19 protein-coding genes are annotated in these 23,178 nt (G+C 39.4%); 4 read left to right on the top strand and 15 right to left on the bottom strand.

Annotated elements, in window-relative coordinates:
- Positions 1-91: 91 nt before the first annotated feature.
- Positions 92-1,303, top strand: a complete 1,212-nt coding sequence (locus GXP67_RS20600; RefSeq protein ID WP_162444876.1) for a TCR/Tet family MFS transporter — start codon at positions 92-94, stop codon at positions 1,301-1,303.
- Between the two features lie 11 nt (positions 1,304-1,314).
- Here GXP67_RS20600 and GXP67_RS20595 read toward each other — a convergent pair whose 3' ends face one another.
- The 4 genes from GXP67_RS20595 to GXP67_RS20580 all read right to left on the bottom strand — a co-directional run bounded on the left by GXP67_RS20595 (position 1,315) and on the right by GXP67_RS20580 (position 4,939).
- On the bottom strand, positions 1,315-1,647 hold the full coding sequence (locus GXP67_RS20595; protein ID WP_162444875.1) for an MGMT family protein: 333 nt from the start codon (positions 1,645-1,647) through the stop codon (positions 1,315-1,317).
- A gap of 89 nt (positions 1,648-1,736) precedes the next feature.
- Positions 1,737-2,816, bottom strand: a complete 1,080-nt coding sequence (gene aroC / locus GXP67_RS20590; protein ID WP_162444874.1) for a chorismate synthase — start codon at positions 2,814-2,816, stop codon at positions 1,737-1,739.
- A 101-nt stretch (positions 2,817-2,917) separates the two neighbouring features.
- A complete protein-coding gene (locus GXP67_RS20585) occupies positions 2,918-3,490 on the bottom strand; it encodes a hypothetical protein (RefSeq protein WP_162444873.1) in 573 nt (190 codons plus the stop codon).
- Positions 3,491-3,496: 6 nt separating this feature from the next.
- Positions 3,497-4,939, bottom strand: a complete 1,443-nt coding sequence (locus GXP67_RS20580) for a BatD family protein (RefSeq protein ID WP_162444872.1) — start codon at positions 4,937-4,939, stop codon at positions 3,497-3,499.
- A gap of 348 nt (positions 4,940-5,287) precedes the next feature.
- Between GXP67_RS20580 and GXP67_RS20575 the strand changes: the two genes are divergently transcribed.
- Positions 5,288-5,476 carry a hypothetical protein gene (locus GXP67_RS20575; RefSeq protein WP_162444871.1) on the top strand — a complete coding sequence of 63 codons (189 nt, stop codon included), beginning with the start codon at positions 5,288-5,290 and terminating at the stop codon, positions 5,474-5,476.
- Positions 5,477-5,650: 174 nt separating this feature from the next.
- On the opposite strand, the gene GXP67_RS20570 is transcribed toward GXP67_RS20575, so the two are convergent.
- The 9 genes from GXP67_RS20570 to ccoN form a co-directional block, all read right to left on the bottom strand.
- The gene (locus GXP67_RS20570) at positions 5,651-8,173 is read right to left on the bottom strand and encodes a PAS domain-containing hybrid sensor histidine kinase/response regulator (protein WP_162444870.1); all 2,523 of its coding nucleotides are present in this window, start codon (positions 8,171-8,173) and stop codon (positions 5,651-5,653) included.
- Positions 8,174-8,773: 600 nt separating this feature from the next.
- Positions 8,774-9,580 carry an alpha/beta fold hydrolase gene (locus GXP67_RS20565; RefSeq protein WP_162444869.1) on the bottom strand — a complete coding sequence of 269 codons (807 nt, stop codon included), beginning with the start codon at positions 9,578-9,580 and terminating at the stop codon, positions 8,774-8,776.
- A 450-nt stretch (positions 9,581-10,030) separates the two neighbouring features.
- Positions 10,031-10,741 carry a sulfite exporter TauE/SafE family protein gene (locus tag GXP67_RS20560; protein WP_162444868.1) on the bottom strand — a complete coding sequence of 237 codons (711 nt, stop codon included), beginning with the start codon at positions 10,739-10,741 and terminating at the stop codon, positions 10,031-10,033.
- Positions 10,742-10,832: 91 nt separating this feature from the next.
- On the bottom strand, positions 10,833-11,273 hold the full coding sequence (locus GXP67_RS20555; RefSeq protein ID WP_162444867.1) for a FixH family protein: 441 nt from the start codon (positions 11,271-11,273) through the stop codon (positions 10,833-10,835).
- A 97-nt stretch (positions 11,274-11,370) separates the two neighbouring features.
- Positions 11,371-11,598: a YgaP family membrane protein gene (locus GXP67_RS20550; protein ID WP_162444866.1), complete on the bottom strand. Its 228-nt coding sequence runs from the start codon at positions 11,596-11,598 to the stop codon at positions 11,371-11,373.
- 9 nt (positions 11,599-11,607) lie between these two features.
- Entirely contained in the window at positions 11,608-13,164 is a 1,557-nt protein-coding gene (locus tag GXP67_RS20545; protein ID WP_162444865.1) for a 4Fe-4S dicluster domain-containing protein, read from the bottom strand.
- A gap of 144 nt (positions 13,165-13,308) precedes the next feature.
- Entirely contained in the window at positions 13,309-14,223 is a 915-nt protein-coding gene (locus GXP67_RS20540; protein WP_162444864.1) for a cbb3-type cytochrome c oxidase N-terminal domain-containing protein, read from the bottom strand.
- A gap of 5 nt (positions 14,224-14,228) precedes the next feature.
- A complete protein-coding gene (locus GXP67_RS20535; RefSeq protein WP_162444863.1) occupies positions 14,229-14,417 on the bottom strand; it encodes a cytochrome C oxidase Cbb3 in 189 nt (62 codons plus the stop codon).
- A 103-nt stretch (positions 14,418-14,520) separates the two neighbouring features.
- The gene (gene ccoN / locus GXP67_RS20530; RefSeq protein WP_162444862.1) at positions 14,521-16,653 is read right to left on the bottom strand and encodes a cytochrome-c oxidase, cbb3-type subunit I; all 2,133 of its coding nucleotides are present in this window, start codon (positions 16,651-16,653) and stop codon (positions 14,521-14,523) included.
- Between the two features lie 447 nt (positions 16,654-17,100).
- On the opposite strand from ccoN, the gene GXP67_RS20525 reads away from it, so the two are divergent.
- Positions 17,101-18,783 (top strand): PAS domain S-box protein, encoded by a 1,683-nt coding sequence (locus GXP67_RS20525; protein ID WP_162444861.1) that lies wholly within the window; start codon positions 17,101-17,103, stop codon positions 18,781-18,783.
- A 549-nt stretch (positions 18,784-19,332) separates the two neighbouring features.
- Positions 19,333-21,450 carry a polyphosphate kinase 1 gene (gene ppk1, locus GXP67_RS20520; RefSeq protein ID WP_162444860.1) on the top strand — a complete coding sequence of 706 codons (2,118 nt, stop codon included), beginning with the start codon at positions 19,333-19,335 and terminating at the stop codon, positions 21,448-21,450.
- 103 nt (positions 21,451-21,553) lie between these two features.
- On the opposite strand, the gene GXP67_RS20515 is transcribed toward ppk1, so the two are convergent.
- Positions 21,554-22,540, bottom strand: coding sequence for a DUF6340 family protein (locus GXP67_RS20515; protein ID WP_162444859.1), 987 nt, complete (start codon positions 22,538-22,540; stop codon positions 21,554-21,556).
- A gap of 246 nt (positions 22,541-22,786) precedes the next feature.
- Positions 22,787-23,089, bottom strand: coding sequence for a Dabb family protein (locus tag GXP67_RS20510; RefSeq protein WP_162444858.1), 303 nt, complete (start codon positions 23,087-23,089; stop codon positions 22,787-22,789).
- Positions 23,090-23,178 lie beyond the last annotated feature (89 nt).

Raw genomic sequence — 23,178 nt, 5'->3', positions numbered from 1 at the left:
TTTCTGCCCGGTATTTCACAACTTGCGGCAACATTCCTGAGAACAAACGAGTAACAGGAATGGGTCTACTGCCTTAACCTATATTGCAATTATGGCTGTTCAACGGAAAGCTGCACTTGGTTTTATTTTTATTACCCTTCTGATTGATGTAATAGGTTTAGGTATTATTATTCCTGTGTTACCCCGGCTCATCAGTGACCTTATTCAAGGAGATATCAGTGACGCTTCCAGGTATGGTGGCTGGCTTGTGTTTGCGTATGCAGTGATGCAGTTTTTGTTCTCTCCGGTAATGGGTGGCCTTAGCGACCGTTTCGGGAGAAGACCGGTACTGCTTCTCTCTTTGTTAGGTTTCGGACTGGATTATCTGTTTCTAGCTTTTGCACCAAGTATAGGATGGTTATTTGTAGGTAGATTACTGGCTGGTATTACCGGGGCCAGTATTACTACCGCATCTGCTTATATTGCTGATATTAGTACCCCTGAAAACCGGTCACAGAATTTTGGAATGATCGGAGCGGCCTTTGGGCTTGGTTTTATCATAGGCCCGGTAATAGGTGGTGTGTTGGGTCAATTTGGTCCGAGAGTGCCTTTTCTGGCCGCAGCTGGCCTTACTTTATTGAACTGCTTGTATGGTTATTTTATCTTGCCTGAATCTCTGTCTACCAAAAATCGCCGTGCCTTCGACTGGAAACGAGCAAATCCACTGGGTTCATTAATGCAATTACGAAAGTATCCGGTTATTTCCGGCTTGATTGGTTCGTTAATTTGTTTGTACATAGCGGCACATGCTACGCAAAGCACCTGGTCTTATTTTACTATCGAAAAATTTAAGTGGAATGAAGCCTGGGTAGGTTATTCGCTGGGATTTGTAGGCTTAATGGTGGCCATTGTACAGGGAGTCTTGATCCGGATTATTATCCCTAAACTGGGACAAAAACGTTCGGTATACGTAGGTTTATTCTTATATACGATAGGCTTTATATTATTCGCCTTTGCAAGCAAGAGTTGGATGATGTTTGCTTTTATCATCCCATACGCAATGGGAGGTATCGCAGGACCAGCTTTGCAGGGAATTATTTCCAGCCAGGTACCTGCCAATGAGCAGGGAGAATTACAAGGTGCGCTTACCAGTTTAGTGAGCGTAACCAGTATTATCGGCCCTCCTTTAATGACAAATTTATTTGCCTATTTTACAGAATCCAGTGCGCCGGTATATTTTCCGGGTGCTCCCTTCGTGTTAGGTGCTATACTTACGTTTGTGAGTATATTTATGTCCAGGGTATCGCTAAACAGGAATTTGTAATTTAAAGGTGCTTACAACAATTCCTTTACCGGATACCAGACTAATGTATCAAAGTTCTGTACTTTGTCATTCACAATAATAATTCCTTCCTGCTCCAACCGTAGTTGCATCGCCTGGGGTGTTTCAAAATGATGTTTGCCCGTGAGCAGTCCATTTCTGTTTACTACCCGGTGTGCCGGAACTCCGCTAACGACATGTGCCTGGTTCATAGCCCAGCCTACCATCCGGGCAGAACTTTTTAAGCCTAAATATTGAGCTATAGCGCCATAGGTAGTCACTCTGCCCTCCGGAACCAACTTGACTACTTCATATACATCCTGGAAGAAATTCTTATCTAAAGCCATAAAGAATTACAGAATTACAGAATTACAGAATTACAGAATTACAGAATTACAGAATTTATTCTATCCTTCTGTAATTCTGTAAACATTGGTTAATCATTCATCCGGGAAGCTTTGTTACGCAAATAGAAATCAGCCAGTACCAATGCCGACATCGATTCTACAATAGGAACGGCTCTGGGTACCACACAAGGATCGTGACGGCCTTTGCCTGAAACGGTTACTGCTTCACCTTTGGTATTGATGCTCTCCTGATCGCGCATAAGCGTTGCAACTGGTTTAAATGCTACATTGAAGTAAATATCTGCTCCATTGGAAATGCCTCCCTGAATGCCCCCAGAATGATTCGTACGGGTTTTAATCTTTCCTTCTTCTGTATAAAAAGCATCGTTATGCTGCGAACCGTATAATTGTACGCCTTCAAAGCCGCTGCCATATTCAAATCCTTTCACCGCATTGATACTCAGCATAGCCTTACCCAGTTCCGCATGTAATTTATCAAATACTGGTTCACCCCAGCCTACCGGAACACCTTTAATAACACCAGTTACAATACCGCCAATGGAATCGCCTTTTTTTCGGGTTTCATCAATTAAAGCAATCATTTGCTGGGCAACAGCCTGGTCGGGACAACGAACGATATTATCTTCTGTTAAACTGAGGTCAAGTTCCTGGTAGGCTTTCTCCAGTTTCAGTTTGCCCACCTGCGAAACATAGGCATATATCTGTACACCCAAAGGTTGCAGCAATAATTTAGCTATTGCGCCTGATGCTACCCTGGCCGCTGTTTCTCTGGCTGAACTTCTGCCGCCGCCTCTATAATCACGTACACCATACTTTTGCTGATAGGTATAATCGGCATGAGAAGGGCGGAACTGCTCGGCAATGTGAGCATAATCCTTACTTTTAGCATCTTCATTCCATATCATCAGCGTAAGCGGTGTGCCAGTAGTTTTGCCCTCGAAGATGCCAGACAAAATCTGAAATTCGTCTTTTTCTTTGCGCTGGGTCGTAATTTTAGATTGCCCTGGCTTGCGTCTGTCTAGTTCATGTTGAATAAAATCCAGGTCGAGGTGTAAACCTGCCGGGCAGCCATCTATCACTACGCCTATGCCGGCACCATGCGATTCGCCAAAAGTGGTTATTCTGAATTGTTTACCGTATGTATTCATGTAAATGTTTTATTAAACCATCTGCAATGGTTCCAGTATTTTTAAAGCAGAAAACTTATGTGTTTTATAAGTCAAAATTAGATCACTCATTTCCAAAAAACCTAACCAAAATCAAAGTACACGTTTTGGGCTCCTTGCTTTTCTGAATATTCCAATATTTTAATAAAATTACGCACATCCTGGCCAAAGTTATTACCTATGTATCCGTCTCCTACATCAATAACAAAATCTTCGAAATATCTATAAAATCTTTCTTTATGATATTCATTGTATTTTATTAAATCCTGTAGGTTCTCTATTCTTTCTAACTTTTGATGTAATTGCCTCAATAATACCTTGATATCTGCTATACTTTGTTTTGATTCAAGTTTTTCTCTCTCAAAATTCTTTAATAATTGAGTCTTTTCTTCTTCTGTTTTTGCTTCTATTTCTAACATAGCCTCTATATACTCTGGTGAAGGATAAGAAGCCATTTTTAGTAAAGGTGTAAAATCAACACCTATTATTTTACTGATTTGTATAAATTCACTGTTGTCAAGATAATTCTGATATGTAAAATATAAATTACAGAATGTTCTGCTTAGTGAGAACTCCTTTAAATGTTTGTCAAAATACTCATCTGTATAAAATAGATCACTTGGTATGTCAGCAACAACACGAATATCTAATCCCATTAGTTTTTACCGTTTGATAAAAAACAAAACAAAAGTAGCCAGCAACATACCTAAAATAAACAGGTTCGCAAACATGCGTATCCAATCCTCTTCATGTGCATCCCGCAAACGGTTGCTTTCCCGCATCATATTCTTGTAAACCGGTCCCATTTCTTTCAATGAAATATCCGTATTTTTCTGGCTTTCACCGCTTACCTGCACAGTAATGGTAGAAGAAAGCGTATCGTATGTTGATTTTTCGACATTGAAATAAATCCATTCAAAATAATTCCGTAACACATGCAAGCCCGGTTCTTTTGGCACAATCTGGAAACTAAAAGACTTAACTCCTGAACTGGAATTCCCGGTGCGATTCTGCTGTGTTTTAATAGCAGGTGCAAAAAAATCAAATGCCGGACTATTCCCGGGTTTAAACTCAATGGTAGAAAGATTTCCTTCTCCAATAATATCAATCTGATAGGTAAAGCTTTTGCCGGTTTCCAGGCTACGCTTGCTGATGGCTTCTTTCAAACGGAATTTACCTACTGTTACCTGCTCTTTTAATGGATGAGGAGGTAAAGGCATTACAGTTACTTTTCTGGTATTGGTATAAAAAGTCCGTAAATCCTGCTTTTTACTATTCTGTAAAGAGTCGGCATTTTCCTTTACTCTAAACTTAATTATTGTCAGGCCGATTTCGGGAAATACAATAGGTGTAGCATTTAAGGGATAATACATAGCCTGATAAACTGTATACCTGACATATTTTTTGTTATTAATGGTTACATCAGAGCCTTTTACTTCAACAATATCATAATTTTCTTCCCAGCAACTGGCTGGCCGTATTTTTCGCAATATATCTGCCAGTTGCTCTTCTAATTTGTAAAATTCAAGTTCTGCTTTATTGGTTTCTGCTATGTATAATCCGAGTGAAATCATAAAACCCTCTCCCACATATACCTTGTCTTTGCTGGTGTTGAGGGCAAAAAAAGCATCCGCTTTTACATCGGTATATTCGTTTCTTTTTCTTTCCAGTTCCAGCAGTTCATCATACACCTCATTTCCAAATACATAATTTGGGTCTTTAGGTGGCCCCACCTGAACCGTAACGCTGGCAGACGTCACCTCGGCGCCATTTACTTTTATCATAAAAGGTTTCAGAACATATGATCCTGGCTTCGGAGCGATATAGTTTTGGGTAACCGTTTCAACAATAACCGACCGGCCGTTCTGAAGGACGGTAGACATAGAAGCCGAAAGGCCACTTTTCAGCATACCAGGAATCTGTGGAAAAGCAGAATAATTATTCTTCGAACTATTACTTTCAATCAGCAGTTTTATGGTGAAAGATTCGTCTAAAGCAATGACTTTTTTTCCGAATTCAACCTCAACATTTTGAGCCTGAAGATTCAGTAGAGATATGCCTAATAACCAACAAACAAGCAGGAATTTGCTTAGGAATATATGCATTAAACAAAGTTCCGAAGAAAACACTTAATAGTACAGTAATTATAATTTAATACATATTTTTTATTTAAATATGTATATTTTTTGTATCTTAGCAACCCCGAAAAAATAATCTAAAAACGGATAATAAAACTCATTTTTAGACGTATATTTAGTTGTGTTTTTATGACTTCAAAACTTTGTATGTTTTGAGGTAATTATGTAGTAGACAGAAGATTAGGTATTAACAAAAAGTTTTAAAATTACTAATATAAATTGTTGCAGGAAACCTGCTAACCACCTGGTGTTCTTGCCGTATAATAGTTTGATTAGCAATTTTATTAACTCAACCCACAAAAAATTTAAAAGGCTATGCTTGAATACATGAAATTAATTCTTCAAAAAGTAAGTTTTGACAACAAGCTATTTGAAAAAGAATTAAAAAAAGCCATTAATTCACTTATAGGCGAAGAAGTCAGGATGCTAAAATCCTGGTGTTATGAAAAATTTGGTAATGTGTATGCCACTATTCTAAACAGGTGTTTTGCTGCTTTTAGCTAACATCTACTTTTTTATTCCTGCCTTTGTAAAACCTCCTGCCCGGGAGGTTTTACTTTTTAATAGGATTCAGCCGGGAAAAGACGAAATCTATGGTTAGTGGCAGTAAAAAAAAGCCTCAATCAAGGCAAAAGTTTGCTAGCGCTGGCTTTCAGGGAAGAGAACGGCTGTAGATGCTTAGGATTGATGCTGAGGCTGGGCAAGCTTTTCTGTCAGGGTACTGCAAGCCCGCATAATATCAATGATCTTATAGTTCAACTGCTCAAAGGTAATACTTGAATTCTCCATCAGAGTACGGGTTTCCTCCAGGTGCTGTGCCAGCAGGTTCATCTCAAACAGCCGGATCATGGGTTGAATTTTATGTACAGCTGAGTCGAACCGGTATTTATTTTTAGCTTCAACAATGTCGTGAATCATTCCTTTAAACTGCTGTATTTGATCAATACTGGAATGAATTAATTGTTCTACAAAAATCATATCACCTGCCGCCAGTTCATACACTTGCTTATAGCTCAACAGCATTTTTGTTGCTTCTACTTGTTGTGTATGGAGAAAGGACGTTTGAGTATCTTCCTGACTTTTGCTTGCATACCTAACCAATTTCTGGTATAACTCATCCGGGTTGAACGGCTTGGTTATAAAATCAGACATACCTGCCGCTATTGCTCTTTCCTTCACATCTATCACAGCATCGGCCGTTAGGGCAATAATAGGTATTTGTTTGAAACGTTCTTCACCGAAACTACGGATAGTATGTGTTGCCTCATATCCGTTCATTTCAGGCATCTGTAAATCCATCAGAATGACATCATAATGATTTTGCTTCACTTTCTCAACCGCTTCCCGTCCATTGTTTGCATAATCGGGGTAAATGTTCCACTTCGTCAGAAACTTAGTTGCAATCATCTGGTTAATTTCATTGTCTTCTACCAGTAGTAAGCGGAGAGATTCCAGCGTAATGAACTTCTCAGTATTTGCATATAAAGATGCCTTCTCTTGCCCAGCTATAGTAGAACCTATTTTCAGGCTAAAATAAAAAGTTGATCCTTCGCCAAGTGTGCTTTCTACCTGAATGGTACTGCCTTGTAATTCCAGCAAACGTTTGGTAATGGCCAGCCCCAAGCCTGTACCGCCATATTTACGGGTGGTATCGTTCCCAGCCTGAGAAAAGCTTTCAAATATGTGTGTGAGTTTATCAGCAGGAATGCCTATACCAGTATCCGTTACTGAAAAATGAAGCTGGACATGATTGGAAAGAACTTGCTCCAGCGCTATACTGAGCGTAACACTGCCTTTTTGTGTGAATTTAATGGCATTGCTCAATAAGTTGTTCAATATCTGTGTCAGCCTTACAGGATCGCCGGTTACTAACTGAGGAATCTGCTCGTCTATTCTCATTACTAAGGCAATTCCCTTTTCGTTGGCTTTTAACTGAAGAGAATTAATAATGCTTATAACCAGACTCCTGATACTGAAATTAACGTTTTCCAGGCTAACTTTTCCTGCCTCTATTTTACTAAAATCGAGAATATCATTAATTAACGCCAGCAAATTTTCGGAGGAAAACTTAAGCATTTGTAAGTTTTCTACCTGGTCAGGCAGCGGATTTTCCAGCAATAATAAATGAGTAAGCCCAATCACCGCATTCATCGGCGTGCGGAGTTCATGGCTCATTGTAGACAAAAACTGCTGCTTGGTTAAGGCAGTTTCTTCGGCTTGTTGTTTGGCCCGCATCAGTTCTTCTTCCCATTTCTTTCGTTCTGTGATGTCTTCTGTAATACCTACTATGAAAGTATGATTGTTCTGTTTAAAACCTATTCTGGTGAGCCGTACCCAGATATAACCTCTATTTTTGGTGAGCAATCTTTTCTCTAACTGATAACTATTGATTTCACCCTTAAGTATGCTCTGCCTGACTTCCGCAGTGGCTTGAATATCTTCAGGGTGGGTAAAATCAGAAAAACGCATGTTAAGTAATTCTTCTTTCTGATACCCCAGCATGCGGCAGTGTGACTGATTGATTTGTATTAATCTGTCAGTTTCATCCACAATGGACACCCCAATAGGACTCTCATCAAAAATAGCTTTAAAGGCCGCCTGAGCGTTTTGTATTTCTTGTTCCACCCCCTTGTGCTGGCTGAAGTCTTTGATGAGTGCTAAATTGGTAGTTATCTCCTCTGCTGCCGGAATGTTAGTACTGATTTCTACCGGAATTCTCTGGCCACCTTTAGTTAGTACTATGTTTTCGAAAATGGCATGTGGCAGGGTTGATTCGTTGTCAAATGCTTCATTTGTCTGCTGCTTAATACTTTGCGAGGCTATTTGTGATTCAGGGGTTTTCTCCTCTGTCTGAACTGAAGTAAAAGTCAGAATATACCCACCCGGAGAACTATCTTCCTCAGCATAGGGCTGTATGCTAAGTGCTACAAATATCCTTTGTCTAGTTTGATGAATAAAAGTATGTCTTCCTTCCGGATGCAGGGTTAGTATCTGTAGCTGGTTGTGTTGGGATTTAGATTCTGGATTGGTATAGATCAAAAAAGAAATATCTGTTGAAAGCACTTCTTCAGGAGTATAGCCTAAAAGTTGCTGTGCCCCCTTATTAAAAAAATGTATTCCACCCTTCTCATCGGTAGCGATCACTCCCACTTCAGTCAGGTTTTGTAAGGTTGTTAAAAGGGTTGTATTCAAATTATTCATTATACTAAAGCTTGTGCAGTAAGTCAAATTATTTGTTTTGGAGCTCTCCGTGTAGCAAAGGATATCTTTCAAACTCTTTACTTTTGCAGAATTGGGTTAATTATTACATGCTCTAAAACTATTTCCTCGTTCTGGACCTTCCTGAAAAATTACTTTACAGGCAGTTATACCTAAAAGGTGTTGGAACGTATGACTCTCTGTTGAATTTAAATCCTCATTTGGCTGCTTATACACCTTTTTTATTCCCTGCTTTACAAATGCAAGACTTTATTTTGCATATAACCCAGCAAATAAATATAAGCAGATATCAAAAATCACTGGTGCATGAATATGTCACTTTTCATACATGAATGCGCATTGACCTAAATATACCGATTATCAAGTTTTACAGGGTATAATATTCACTATGAGGATTTTACAAGTAACAGATATGGCAGCACTTTATAAGAGGAAGTATTGAAATATAGGGTGAGTAATGTTTACAAAGGGATTGATAAAACAGTATTTGTTAACAAACAAAAGGTTTATAAATTATCAAAATGACCTACCTGAAGAATAAAAAGGATGGATAATAACAGTATATATTATATCTACCTCCCCTTATATCCTATTGGCACTCATGTACTTGGTTACTTCATCAATTAATTGATTGTGGCCCGTTTGCAGCATCACCAGTTCGTATTTTGTCAGCTTCTTCAATAAGTGTAACATATTTTTCCGGGTGATAATACGGTCGTAAGAACCCAGAAAAATATACACCTGGATCTGATGGTAGTTGATAAGCTGAGCGATATGCTTCATATTGAATCTGAGTTGACGGCAAAGCATCCAGGTGTTGTATACCTTGCGCCTTTTCTCTGGTGTATCCATCTGGCTGGCAGCAAACCGGATGATACCTTTATCTACCAATCGAAGTTTATAACATATTCCCACTAGCCTGGAGAAAGCATCCGGAGAAGTGACCATTTTGCGGAAATAGTTGCTTGTCCAGCCTGGATAGGTAGCCAGGCTATACCAGAAACTTGTTTTTACGCCATCTGGTGCAATAAGTATAAGTTTAGAAATACGATCCGAAAAGGATTCCAGGGTGGCCAGTACAAATTTTCCGCCCATACTGAAACCTAGTAATGAGAATTTTTCAATTTGCTCCTGCTTCAAAAAAGCTTTCAGCCATTCTGCCCAGAATGTTTTGGTGAGAGGATTCTCCGGCAGCGGCCATACACTTTGCCCATGGTAAAACAGGTCAAAAGTATATACCGTATATTGAGTACTTAGAGTTGCTGCTAAATGCCGGAAATATGATTTATTCTGCCCAAATCCATGAAATACCAATAATATCTGGTTGCCACTACCCAGCCGGTTATAACTAAGGCTTGCCTGCTGATAGGTGAATATATGCGTTTGCAAAAGAATTAGCCAATTAAATAAATGACAATACTACATATCCGATTTTTCAACTTACCATCGTCTGCTGATGTTCGTTTACAAGTTGGAGTATTTTTAGCAAACCTACCAGGAGTACTGGTAATATGTCATCAATGCCAACAATAAAATCTCTCCTAGTAAAGATTTGAAAAGATCCTCATTTTTCAGGAGGCTTATTGCATAATTCAGAAATAAATACAATTACATAGCAAGGGTAACAAAACCATTACTTATAATAAGTTAGATAATCCACCTAACCATTTCATCAGATTAAGGATTACCTGTGCAAAGTGCCAGTACAGGAAAGTATCGAAGGTATAAGTGAAGTTTGGAACAGGCTAATTAAGACGATGAGCGCAACTTCAGCGCTTATTTCTATAGACTCAGAATCCAACTTTATAGGATTGTACCAGAAATGATAGCAGCAGGAAACTACTTTTTGTGGCAGCACGTCACATGAATAGTTGCTTTGGTTTGGGCGATGGCCGGGCTTACGAGTGGAATACCCAGATTTAACCCCCGGAGAATAAACAGGCAAGCAATAAAAATGGTGAAAACAGGAACGATTCGGGTAAGCTTACTACGCCATTGCAGGGTAATATATTGTCCGGCTACAGATACTGCCAGCATCATAGGTAAAGTTCCTAGTCCAAATAAAGCCATAAAGAACATGCCAGAAAAGCTATTCCCTGTGGCTATTGCTCCGGCTAGTGCCATGTACACCAGTCCGCAGGGCAGCAAGCCATTGAGCATACCGCTGAGAAAATAGGCGCTATAGGTACGTTTGCAGAACTGTAAAGCAAATTGCTGCTTGATTTTTCCAGTAAGTCTGGTGAGTGGACTCAGGCCATTCATTTGCCGGGAAACATAGGTAGGTAATACAATCAACAGCAACATTACTGACCCGATCACCACCGAAAGTTTTTGCTGGGAAGTAAAAAAAGTAAGGCTTTCTCCGAAAATACCGAGAATAAGTCCAATAAACGCATAAGTGAGAATACGCCCCATATTATATATTAATCTACCTGAAAAGGCTTGCAATTGGCTAGCTGCTGGCACTGGTAAAGCCAGTACGAGTGGTCCACACATACCCAGGCAATGCAGGCTCCCTAATAATCCAATAACAAAAGCAGAATACAACATAGTGTATGTATAAATTTTTAGCTGACAGACTACAGCTCACAGTGAAAAATCTACTCTAAAATTTTGTAGACCATAAGCTGTAGCCTGTCGGCTATTGAATAATTAATGTCTCTTCACTGAAATATTCTTTGTCATTTGACGACCACTTCACTTTTACTTTCCATAATCCTTTGTCCAGGTTGGCAACTGGTACTACCTGACGTCCGTTTTCATCCATTTGAATATCTATTTTCACATCCTTCCTGGCATCAGACGGACGGAAAAACAGGATCTCACCCTTGGTATCCAGCAAAGATTTAGGAAAAAAGAATTCTACCATCTGTTTGCTTCCTTCATATTGAAAGCCCATTTGCCCCTGTAACTGTTGGGTATTAGTAAGTTTATTAATCTGTTCCTGGTAGGCAATCTCTTCTTTATAGTATTCTTTACTTACCAGATGAATATCATCTTGTTTGATACATAGCGTTACCATCCCTATTATAAAAGCAACAAAGCCTCCGTAGATAAATGCTATTTTCGTTCCCCAGCTCATTTTATTACTGTTTTAATTATTGACTATTATTTAAATTTAAACTTGGGATGGAAACTGCTACCAATGGCAGCAGCCTCCATAATATACACTTTTCGCATTATGATTTTCTTTGACCTGGCAGTGCGGCACCGCCAGAAGTATCTCTTGATTCAATTGTTGAAATGCCAAATGGCACATACAAAGGGCATTTACCGATCAAGGCAGTTGCCAGTGAAATCATCCCAATCAACCCTAACCAGTTCTGCACAGACAAGCCTATACCAATGATTGTTAAGCCTAGAAAGACTCTTACTATTCTGTCTGTTTCGCCTATATTACTTTTCATAGTTTTGTATTATTGAACAGGCCCGACAAAGCTGGTTTTGATTCGCTTCAATAAAGTGCCATTCGAGTAAATTCCTATTTCCAGCGTTGTTTTAACAGAATGAATTTCACTTTTGGGCAGTTCTATAAAGCAAACTACCTCCGCAGATGCACTTTCGGGAATCATAATCTGTTTGCCCACTACTTTTATGTCTCCTAAATGATCACCCAGTAATTTCAGTGTAACCGGCATAGCATGATTGGTTTTATTTACCAGCTGCACATTATACAGGTTGCTGATCTTGTTTTCTGCTTGCTCCTGATATAACATTCCAGGAACCCTCAGAAAAGTTGCTTCCATCTGGCTTCTGGTAGTGATCATAAAACCCTGCAACCCAATTAACAGCATCAATACGGCGGCATAGGCAGCTATTCTGGGAGTGAATTTCAGCTTTACCTTATCAGTAATGCCTTTGTGTGAATCAAAACGGATCAGTCCTTTAGGTTTTCCTATTTTCTCCATCACTTCATCGCAGGCATCCATACAAGCCGTACAGTTGATGCATTCCAGTTGGGTACCATTGCGAATATCTATACCTGTCGGACAAACCTGTACGCAAAGTTTACAATCAATACAATCACCTTGCTTCATTAAGTCCTGTAACTGCATAGGTCTTTCTGTTACAGAGGCAATATCTGCCAGTGTACCTATTTTCTCAACAGCAGTATGCTGTAAAGTACAACCAGTACATTTTCCGCTGCAATCTGCATGTACATCTTCCGTAGGAATCTGTTTTACTTCTTTACCGGCTTTTTTCTTTTTTCCTCTTGGTTCGCCCCGTACAAAATCATAGGCTACTACAATACTCTCTCTGGTTAACAACACCCCTTGTAACCTGCCATATGGACAAACCACCGTACAGGCTTGTTCACGTAAGCGGGCAAATACCAGGTAAAATATTCCGGTAAAAGCCACCAGGCCAACAAATCCTGCCGGGTTCTCTGCCGGAGACTGAGTTACAATTAATTTAACCTCTTCCAAACCAATTATATACGCCATCAGAGTATGGGCAATCAATACAGAAATCAGCAGGAAGATCAGGTGTTTAGCAGATTTCTTAAATAGTTTATCCGCTGTCCACGGAGCTTTATCGAGTATTTTCTGCTGGTTGGCATCGCCTTCAATCCAGTATTCAATTTTGCGGAAAACCATTTCCATAAAAATGGTTTGCGGACAAGCCCAACCACACCATACTCTGCCAAATACCACCGTAAACAGAATTATAAATACAAAAAAGGTGATCATAGCCAATCCGAACAGGTAAAAATCCTGCGGAAAAAACGGATAGCCAAACAGTACAAATTTGCGTTCGAAAATATTGCACAGAAAGAAAGGCAAGCCATCCACCTGGATAAAAGGAATTCCAAACAAGCAGGTAAGCAGAATAATGGCTACTATTACCCGTGCCTGATGCCAATTGCCTTTAGGCTTTTTAGGATATACCCATACCCGTTTTCCGGTTTCATCTACCGTAGAAAGATGATTCCGGAAGGTTTCTTTGTTTTCTTGTTCAGCGAAGGCTTGCATAGCGGTATTTTATCGGTCCAGAATTAGGATTTATTTTATTAAAAGATTGCAGGATTTTACTGTAGTTTCTTATTGAAATGGTTAAGCTTACTTAACCCATCATCCTGAAATCTTAATTATCCCAAGAATCTTAATTCTGACTAATTAATCAGTTACAGAAAGAGTTGCAGGTCCAGATGTATTAGTTGCACTTGTTAATTTCTCCCCTTGTGGTTCTTTGGCATTGGCTGGATTTGTTCCTTGCAGAGAAAGAATATAGCTGGCTACACTTTGAATTTCATCTGGCTTCAGTTTTTGTTGCCAGGCGATCATCCCTTTCTGTGGTATGCCATATTTAATGGTCTTGAACACTCCTTTTACATCTCCGCCATGAATCCAGTACTCATCTGTCAGGTTCGGGCCTACGCCACCTTCACCAGCGCCCCCATGACAAGCTTTACAGTTTTGTTCATAAATAGATTTTGCCTGAGCCAGTAATGCTTCTTCTTTTACCACTTTAGCCGTATTTTCATCAATAGCGGCTGCGTTTGCTTTGCGGTATTCAGCTATTTGTATCTCAGCTTGTTGCACTTCCGCCATATATTCCTGTTCGCTGGTTTGTACCAGGCCCAGAGAAAAGAAGTTAACCAGGTAAATAATGGCAAAAGCGATGGTACCATAAAAAATGTATTTCAACCAGGGCGGCATGTAGTTATCCAATTCCACTATGCCATCGTAGCTGTGACTGAGGGCAATCGCTTTTTCCTTCTCTGGGTCAACAGGAGTCATATCACCTGCAATATAGCGTTTGTAGATACGGCTCCATAAACTTTCCTGAACTATAGCGGTTTCCGGCGAATCTTTCACCAGGAGAAACTGCATGACCTGCAAAGTGTAAATGGCTGTAATCAATACAGCAACACACACAAATATGAGCATGACAGCCACTACATACAGTTGTATGGTTTGTGTATCAGCAGCATATTGTCCTTGGGCAGAAAGTCCCTGGCTCAAGAAGAACATCAGGATTAAACCTGCCAAAGCTTTCTTTTTGAATGTTGAAATGCGGAATGCGTTCATGGCTTTTAATTGATAGAATTTTCTTTACCAGGTTTTTCTTCTTCCAGCGGCAGGTGCTCCATAGACCGGATGTACTGCTTGTCGGCTTTCATTACCCAGATGAGTAACGCAATGAAGAAGAGGACGAATATGAGCAGGGATATCACCGGAAAAATTTCAATATCCTGGATGCGCTCAAAATAATATTTAAACATGTTCGTAATCGTTGTTGGTTATTTGTGTGACTGGGTGATTGCGAGATGGAGTGAATGAGTATGAATTTTTACTTAACTATTAATTACTCAATTGCTCATTCACCTATTCTGTCGTTACAATCATTTCTTTTTTCACTTTGATATCAGTACCCAGGCGTTGCAGGTAAGCGATCAGGGCTACGATTTCCTTATCAGATTTGGTAGCGATACCAGCATCTTTCAGGCGCTGAACAATCTGGTCGGCTTGCTTTTCTACATCGGCGTTGGCCTGCTTTTCATATCCATCTTCATAGGGCACACCTAATTTTCTCATAACCGTAATCATATCTGGTGTTAAAGATTTATCGTAAGACTGTTCAAGTAACCAGGGATAAGGCGGCATAATAGAACCTGGAGACATCGAGCTTGGATCGAGCATGTGGTGGTAGTGCCAGCTATCGGGATACTTCTGACCTAAGCGCTGCAAATCCGGACCGGTACGTTTAGAGCCCCACAGAAATGGATGGTCGTATACAAACTCGCCAGCTTTGGAATACTCGCCGTAGCGTTCAGTTTCGGAGCGGAATGGCCGCACCATTTGAGAGTGGCAGTTTACACAACCTTCTTTGATATAAAGATCCCTTCCGTGCAATTCAAGGGGTGTATAAGGTTTCACTGCTGAAATGGTAGGCACATTAGATTTGATCAGGAATGTAGGAATCAGTTCGAAAATACCACCGATCAATATGGCAACCGTAGCCAATACAGTGAATACCACTGGTTTTTTCTCGAGTACTCTGTGCCAGTATTCTTTGTGTTCGCTGGTTTCTTTGGCCAAGGCTGGTGCTTCAGCAGCTTCGTTGGCAACGAATGTTCCTTGTGCAGCAGTTTTAAATAAGTTATACACCATTACGAACACCCCACTCAGGTATAACATGCCACCCACAGCACGGGTCATATACATGGGGAGAATCTGCTGAACTGTTTCCAGGAAGTTGGGGTATTTCAAAAACCCTTCAGGTGTAAACTCTTTCCACATCAAACTCTGAGTAATACCTGCCCAGTATAAAGGAAGTGCATAGAATAAGATACCCAGGGTTCCCAGCCAGAAGTGTAGGTTGGCTAATTTTTTAGAATACAGAGAGGTTTTCCACATTTGAGGGATTAACCAGTAGAGCATACCGAAAGTCAGAAAGCCATTCCATCCCAGGGCACCCACGTGTACGTGAGCTACAATCCAGTCGGTAAAGTGGCCAATGGCATTTACATTTTTCAGCGAAAGCATCGGACCTTCAAACACGGCCATCCCATAGGCTGTAATGGCCACTACCATAAATTTCAATACTGGTTCTTCACGTACCCTATCCCATGCGCCTCTCAAAGTAAGTAACCCATTTATCATACCACCCCAGGAAGGGGCAAGTAACATAATTGAGAACGCAGTTCCCATGGCCTGTGCCCAGTCTGGCAGGGAAGTATACAATAAGTGGTGCGGACCAGCCCAGATATAGATAAAAATGAGCGCCCAGAAGTGTACAATAGATAATTTATAAGAATATACCGGGCGATTAGCCGCTTTAGGAAGGAAGTAATACATCAACCCTAAGTAAGGCGTAGTCAGGAAGAACGCGACTGCATTATGACCATACCACCATTGCACCAGAGCATCCTGAACACCGGCATAGAAAGAATAGCTTTTTAATCCATGCAGTGGCAGCTCGAAAGAGTTTACTATGTGCAGCACGGCTACAGTAACCAGAGTGGCGATATAAAACCAGATGGCCACATACATGTGTTTCTCCCGGCGCTTGATAATCGTTCCGAGCATGTTCCATCCAAATACTACCCAGATTAAGGTAATGGCAATGTCAATTGGCCATTCCAGTTCGGCGTATTCTTTTGAGGTCGTATAGCCGAGTGGTAAAGTGATGGCTGCTGATAAAATAATGAGTTGCCATCCCCAGAAGTTAATCCAGCTTAGCGTATCGCTGAACATTCTTGCTTTCAGCAAACGCTGCAAAGAATAATAAACCCCTGCAAAAATACCATTGCCTACAAAAGCGAAGATCACAGCATTCGTATGCAAAGGGCGAATACGCCCAAAAGAGGTATATTGCAGATCAAAATTGAGAATAGGAAACACCATTTGTAAAGCGGCAAGCAATCCTACACTCATACCGACAACACCCCAGACAACGGTGGCAATAGCAAAATACTTTACTATTTTATTGTCGTAACTGAATTTTTCAAGTTCCATAAAGCCCTATTAGTAATTTTTCTTTTGTAAAACTACTTGTGGGCGCAAGGAATATGAATGATGGAAATTAGAGCAAAAGATGATATTTATCAGTTTTGCCTGCCGTCAAAAGCTAAGAAGATAGAATACTGTTTCCTTTATAATGTTAATGGCATAAGCCATAATGGGTATTTATGAGTTTAGCAAAAGATTATAAGTTTTGATCAACAGTTTTAAAATGATCTTACTTATGGATTAGAAATATTGAGTGAGTAAATATTTTTTACATTTCATTTACTTACATCACTCTAAAGCTCATTAATGGTAGAATTAGAAATAAATACATAGTTTATATTAACTACTGCATTAAATTTTCTATATAAATTAATATATATATTACAAGTAAGTATGTAGTTTATCATGGTCAAATCTTACCTGTAATTTTATAAAGTGCTCATTATTAAAGTTATGGAAACATTCTACCCTCTGCTAGAAAAACCCACCTCTCAAGCCTTCCATCAGAAGGCCCGTAAAACAGCCATAGAAAGTTATCCTGTTTTTGATACGCATGAAGAACAGCAATTAAATGATATAACCAAACTAGCAGCATTGATATGCAATACTCCGGTCGCTCTTATAAATTTGCTTGATGAGCAGGGAAAATGGTTAAAACCTAAATATGGATTAAGAATTCCTCAAACAGAAAAATGTCTGGCATTCTGCAGACAAACCATCAGCCGGAAAAGTATCTTCGAAGTAAAGGATGCCTGGATTGACGAGAGGTTTACAAATGGTTTTCAGAGATCAACTCATTCAAATATTCGGTTTTACTGTGGAGTACCTCTTATGACTTCAGAGAATAGTATGATAGGTTCTTTGTGTGTAGTTGATTTTAAACCTAAAGAACTTACCATACAACAGAAATTAGCTTTAGAAACTCTGGCAAAGAATGCAGCTACGTTTTTTGAACTTCAGCGTCAGAAGATGCAATTAGAGATAGAGAAGAAACATGCGCTGAGCAGTGAGAAAAAATACCGTGATCTGGTAGAAAATAATCAAAGCTTTATTTGTACCCATGATTTACAAGGACATATATTATCTGTAAATCCGGCAATTTGCAAGGCTTTAAAATATACAGAAGAAGAGCTGATCGGAGAAAATATTTCCTGTATTCTTGCCCCAAGAGCCATTGCCTGCTTTAGCGACTATATGCACAAGGTTAGTCAGAACGAAATATTTTCAGGTGTAGTAAATGTTCTGACAAAAGATGGAGTGGAATATTTCTGGGAATACCATACTATCAGATTTGAAGAAGATGGGTATGAGCCTTATATCATTGGCTCGGCTATGGATATTACGGAGAAGCATCAGGCAAAAAAGTTCTTACTGAAATCAAAGCTGGAGCTTGAGGATAGAGTAAAAGAAAGAACTACACAGCTTGAACAATCAAACCAAAATTTACTTGAAATTAATCAGGAACTAGATACATTTATCTATCGTGCCTCTCATGATTTACGAGGACCTCTTGCTTCTTTTTTAGGCATATGTCAGGTTGCCTTGATGGAATTTACGGATGATAAAGTAAGACATTATTTTAAACTGATTGCTGACAAGGCTGTCCAGACAAATCAGGTGCTTACAAATCTTATGGAGGTAAATCATATTAAGATTAACTATCCGGAAAAGGTATCTATCAACTTAAATCAACTCCTAAAAGAGACGGCTACTGAGTTGAGTTTTCTCCAGGATCAAAGTAAAGAAGTAGATATCAGACTAGAATGTGAACAGGATATTCATGTGAATGCTGATCATTTTTCAATTAAAGTTATTTGTAAACATATTTTAGAGAATGCCATCCGGTATAAAAAGAATAACATATCAAACCCTTATGTTAATATCTGGTTTGCAGAAAGCGAGCAAAAAGACCTTGTCATTGTATTTGAAGATAATGGAACAGGTATTCCTCAACATTTTCAGCAGAAGGCATTTGCCATGTTTAGCAGGTGTGATGAACGTTCTAAAGGTTCAGGACTTGGCTTATACTTAGTAAAAAAAGCAGCTGATAAACTAGGCGGCACTATTCAACTATATAGTACTTTGGGAGAAGGTACCAGAATTGAACTGGTATTACCCAATCAACAAAAATCATAAATCCTCGTATGGAAACACAATATACCATAAGGCATTTTTTGGAGACTATTGTCAACTCCAATCTGTTACTAAAGCAAAATATCAACAGATTGGAGTTGGACATACTCTCCTTTGATGAATTTATGACAGAACACAATTTAGCAAAAGATGAGAAAAGAATGTCAGATACACGTACTACAGATACTGGTTTATCCTAGAATCATTTACTTTTAAATGAATAATTGAAAATAGTGCAGAGATTTACAAAATTATAATACACATAAGCCAATTTTAATTGAACCTCCACCTCTGTGCATGAAGTGGAGGTTCAATTTTTCCAAAGCTATTCTAAGATTGCCTCTGAGCGTCTTGCTAACAACACCTCTACACTTCCAAACATAAAGAAGCCAATATGGTGGAATGTGTACCCTATATTGAACAATCATTCATTCTATTCTCCCCGGGTATTATCCGGATACATTCCAGAAAGCAGCCTATTTTATTTACCTTTACTGGCTAAACCTATTCAAGGCAGCAGGCGATCACTCTGTTGCTTCAAATTAGTCGGACATGGGCCAAGTAAATCCTTACTTTAACCGCGAACTCAGCTGGTTAACCTTTAATTACCGGGTATTACAGGAAGCGGAAGACAAACAAGTTCCTTTGTATGAACGCATTAAGTTTCTGGCAATTTATTCTTCCAACCTGGATGAATTTTTCAGGGTGAGGGTAGCCTCCTTGCAAAACTTATTAAAATTCAGTAAAGCCAGGATACACAAACAACTCGATTTCGATCCTAAAGATATAATGAGTGCAGTTCAGCAGGATGTAATCCGGCAGCACTATGAATTTGAGCGCATTTTTAAGGAAACTATTTTGCCTGAGCTACAAGCCAATCATATTATTTTGTATCACGAAGAAGAACCAGCAAAAGCGCACCTGAAAGAAATGACTCATTTCTTCAAATCTAAAATCCTATCTTACCTGCAGCCTATATTTATTTCCGGTTCTGGTAAAAATGTGCCATTCATGCAGAATGATGCTCTGTATTTTGCCATTTCCCTGCGCCGCAAACACAATCTGGATGGCAAAGAAGAAAAGATTATTGCTTACCTAAATATTCCTTCTCAGCCGTTGGGTCGCTTTGTTAAGCTGTCTTCAATGAAAGGAAATAAGTATTTTGTTTTTATAGAGGATATTATCCGCCAGAACCTGGCTACTATTTTTCCCGGGTACGAGGCATTGGGCTGTTATAGTATTAAAATGACCCGTAATGGCGACCTGAGTATCGAAGATGAATACTCTGGTGATCTGGTGCGAAAAATTAAAGAGCAACTTAAAAAACGCCATGCTGGCGAACCTACCCGTTTTCAGTATGAAGATATTATGCCGCCGGAAATGTTGGAGTTTCTTACTCGTAGATTTCAACTGGAACCCGAAGATATGGCACCTGGGGGCAGGTATCATAACCTCGACGACCTGATGCAGTTGCCTAATCCTTTATCACCTAAATTAGAGTATACACCTTTGCCCGCTATTAGCAAATCTGCCCTGGAGGAATCAGAATCTATATTTGAAGCTATCAGCAGACAAGATCATATTCTGCATTTTCCGTATCACTCTTACGATTATGTGTTGCGGTTCTTCAACGAAGCTGCCATCGACCCTTGCGTACGTGAAATAAAAGTAACTTTTTACCGGATTGCTTCTAATTCTTTAATTGCCAACGCCTTAATTACAGCGGCCAGAAATGGCAAAAAAGTAATTGTATTTGTAGAAGTAAAAGCCCGTTTTGATGAGGCTAATAATTTACGCTGGGCTGAGGAAATGGAATCTGCCGGAATTCACATTATGTACAGTATTCCCGGATTAAAAGTACATGCCAAGATTGCACTTATTCAACGCACTTCTTCCAAAGGCAAACTACAAAATTTTGCTTACCTGGGTACCGGAAATTTTAATGAACGTACTGCAGGTATTTATGCCGATCATGGTTTATTAACGGCGCATAAGGGTATAGCCGGAGAATTACAGCAAGTTTTTAATCACCTGGTCAATAAGAAAAGTGCCATGCGGTTCAGACATTTACTGGTGGCTCAGTTCAACATGCAGGATCGTTTTCTGGTGCTGCTTAACCGGGAAAAAAATGCGGCTAAAAAAGAAAAATCTGCCAAAATCATTATTAAAATCAACAACCTGGAAGACAGAGTAATGATTGATGAGTTATACGAAGCCAGTAAGGCAGGCGTACAGATTGAATTGATTGTGCGGGGGATATGCTGCCTGATACCAGGGATAGCAGGTATCAGTGAAAATATACGGGTTACCAGAATAGTTGACCGTTTTCTGGAACATGCCAGGGTTTTCTGGTTTTATAACAATGGCAAAGATGAAATCTACCTCTCTTCCGCTGACTGGATGAAGCGCAATCTGTATAAAAGAATTGAAGTAGCTTTTCCTGTATACAACGAATCTATCAAAGTTGAACTCAGGCAAATGCTGGCACTACAACTGGAAGATTCGGTTAAAGGCAGACACCTGGATAGTAAGCATAATAACTTATCCATTGAGGTGAGCAAAAAAAACAAACCTATTCAATCGCAAATTGATACCTACAACTGGCTTAAAGCTCGTGAGGAGCGGATACAAGAACAAGTTGCGGGAGAAGATGTTATAGTTACTTCCTGAAGAAGTTTAATTTCTCTAAAAATAATAACCCTGATATACCGGAATTAAAATTAACCAGCCTATCAGGGTTTGTGCTTCTACTTGAAAGTAGTGTATATTGTATTTAATTCGCCTGGCTCATTTGCTCATTGAGTTTCTGCATTTCCCAGATACGGCCATCTATGAGATAAGAATACCGGCGGGCTTTTTTATTGCCATAATCTGCATAGGAGGTAGTTACCCATTTTTTTGCACCATCCAGGTCGCCGAGTACTTCATAAGCCAATGCCAGGTTATAACATGCTTTTCCTGCTACTTTGCTGCTTCTGGATTGAGTAGCTTTTAGCCAGTAATCAGCAGCGCCATTCCAGTCGTTTACCTGTGCTTTTCGGGAGCCAATGGTAAAATAGCTATCCCGCTTATTTTTCTTATAAAATTCTCTCCGCACAGAAACCCAATTTGGGGTAATACGGCTACCATAATTTCCGCCTGAAGCAAAGCTCACCCGTTGAATAGCTGTATTGGCATCAATGAGTTGCACCAGTGCATCCTGAACAGAATTTCCTTTTGTATTCCATTTATTCTTATTGCTGTTTTGTAACTGGTCTACAATTGCCTTTTTCTGAGGATCATACAAGCGGTAGCCTAAGTTAACAGTAGCTATTCCTTCTGCATAATATTCAAGCACTTTAATTGTATCGCCTTTTTCATTCACCTTCTTATTGATTTTATCACCTTTCGTTATAATAAAATCTGAATCATAATTTTCAACAGCTAAAATGGCATCTACCTGGTATTTTTTACACAGATCAGTTATTACTGTCCAGTTCAAGGGTGTGGGCAACATATCACCAATGCCAGAGCCTTTTAGTTCTTCATTTGTCCTGATGACTTCAAATCTGGGAGAATTTATAAAGCTTTCCTGTAATCCATCGATAGCTTTCTGTACACCTTGTTTATCACGTCCGGGCATTTCCCCTGTAAGGATACCTTCTATAATATTGACGGCTTTTTTTTCAGGAACAGTCCGGTTGACAATAGCTATTTTTTTAATATGTGGCCCTACCGTAACCTGTGCCGGACGCATTACTTTTAAGTAAGTACTAGTCATGCAGCTACATAGAAAGAGGCTAGGAAGGAGAAGAAATAAGCTGTATTTGTTTTTCATAAGAATAGACGTATGGTACTTTACAAATCTATCCTGCCTTCACAAACAATTATACAGAGAGTGCATCCAAATATCTGTTGTGTAAGAAATGGCTCTATATCACACTTCTATTTCTAAATGTAATTCCCTAAAAATAAATACCTGACAAATATAAAATCTGTCAGGTATTTGTGTTAATGTATATATTACCTAGAACGGAATAGCATCATACACTTGTACTCTCCGCCATAAATGCGCGCATTTATCAACAAAGGCCTTATGAGCCGGATGCGGCTGGTACAGATCCTGTTCAACCTGGCTTTTAAATATAAAGGTGATGGAATAATCATACGAACTGTCGATAACTTCGCGGCGGGTAGGTGCCGGAACGCCAACATAAGCTGTATGAATATATTCGATGGTAGAAAGTTGCTGCAATTGTTGCTCAAAAAAAGTCCTGTCTGCGGCTGTAGCAGAATAGTGAAGCCAGAAATATACGGTATGTACAAACATAAATATAGGATGATAGAGTTTGACCGGAATATTAATAAAAATCGTATTCCCGGACAAGACTATCTCTGTTTACTCTACCGATAAATAAA

Source organism: Rhodocytophaga rosea (assembly GCF_010119975.1).
Lineage (GTDB): Bacteria > Bacteroidota > Bacteroidia > Cytophagales > 172606-1 > Rhodocytophaga > Rhodocytophaga rosea.
The sequence above is the reverse complement of the archived record's forward strand: the minus strand, read 5'-3'. Positions and strand labels throughout refer to the sequence as shown.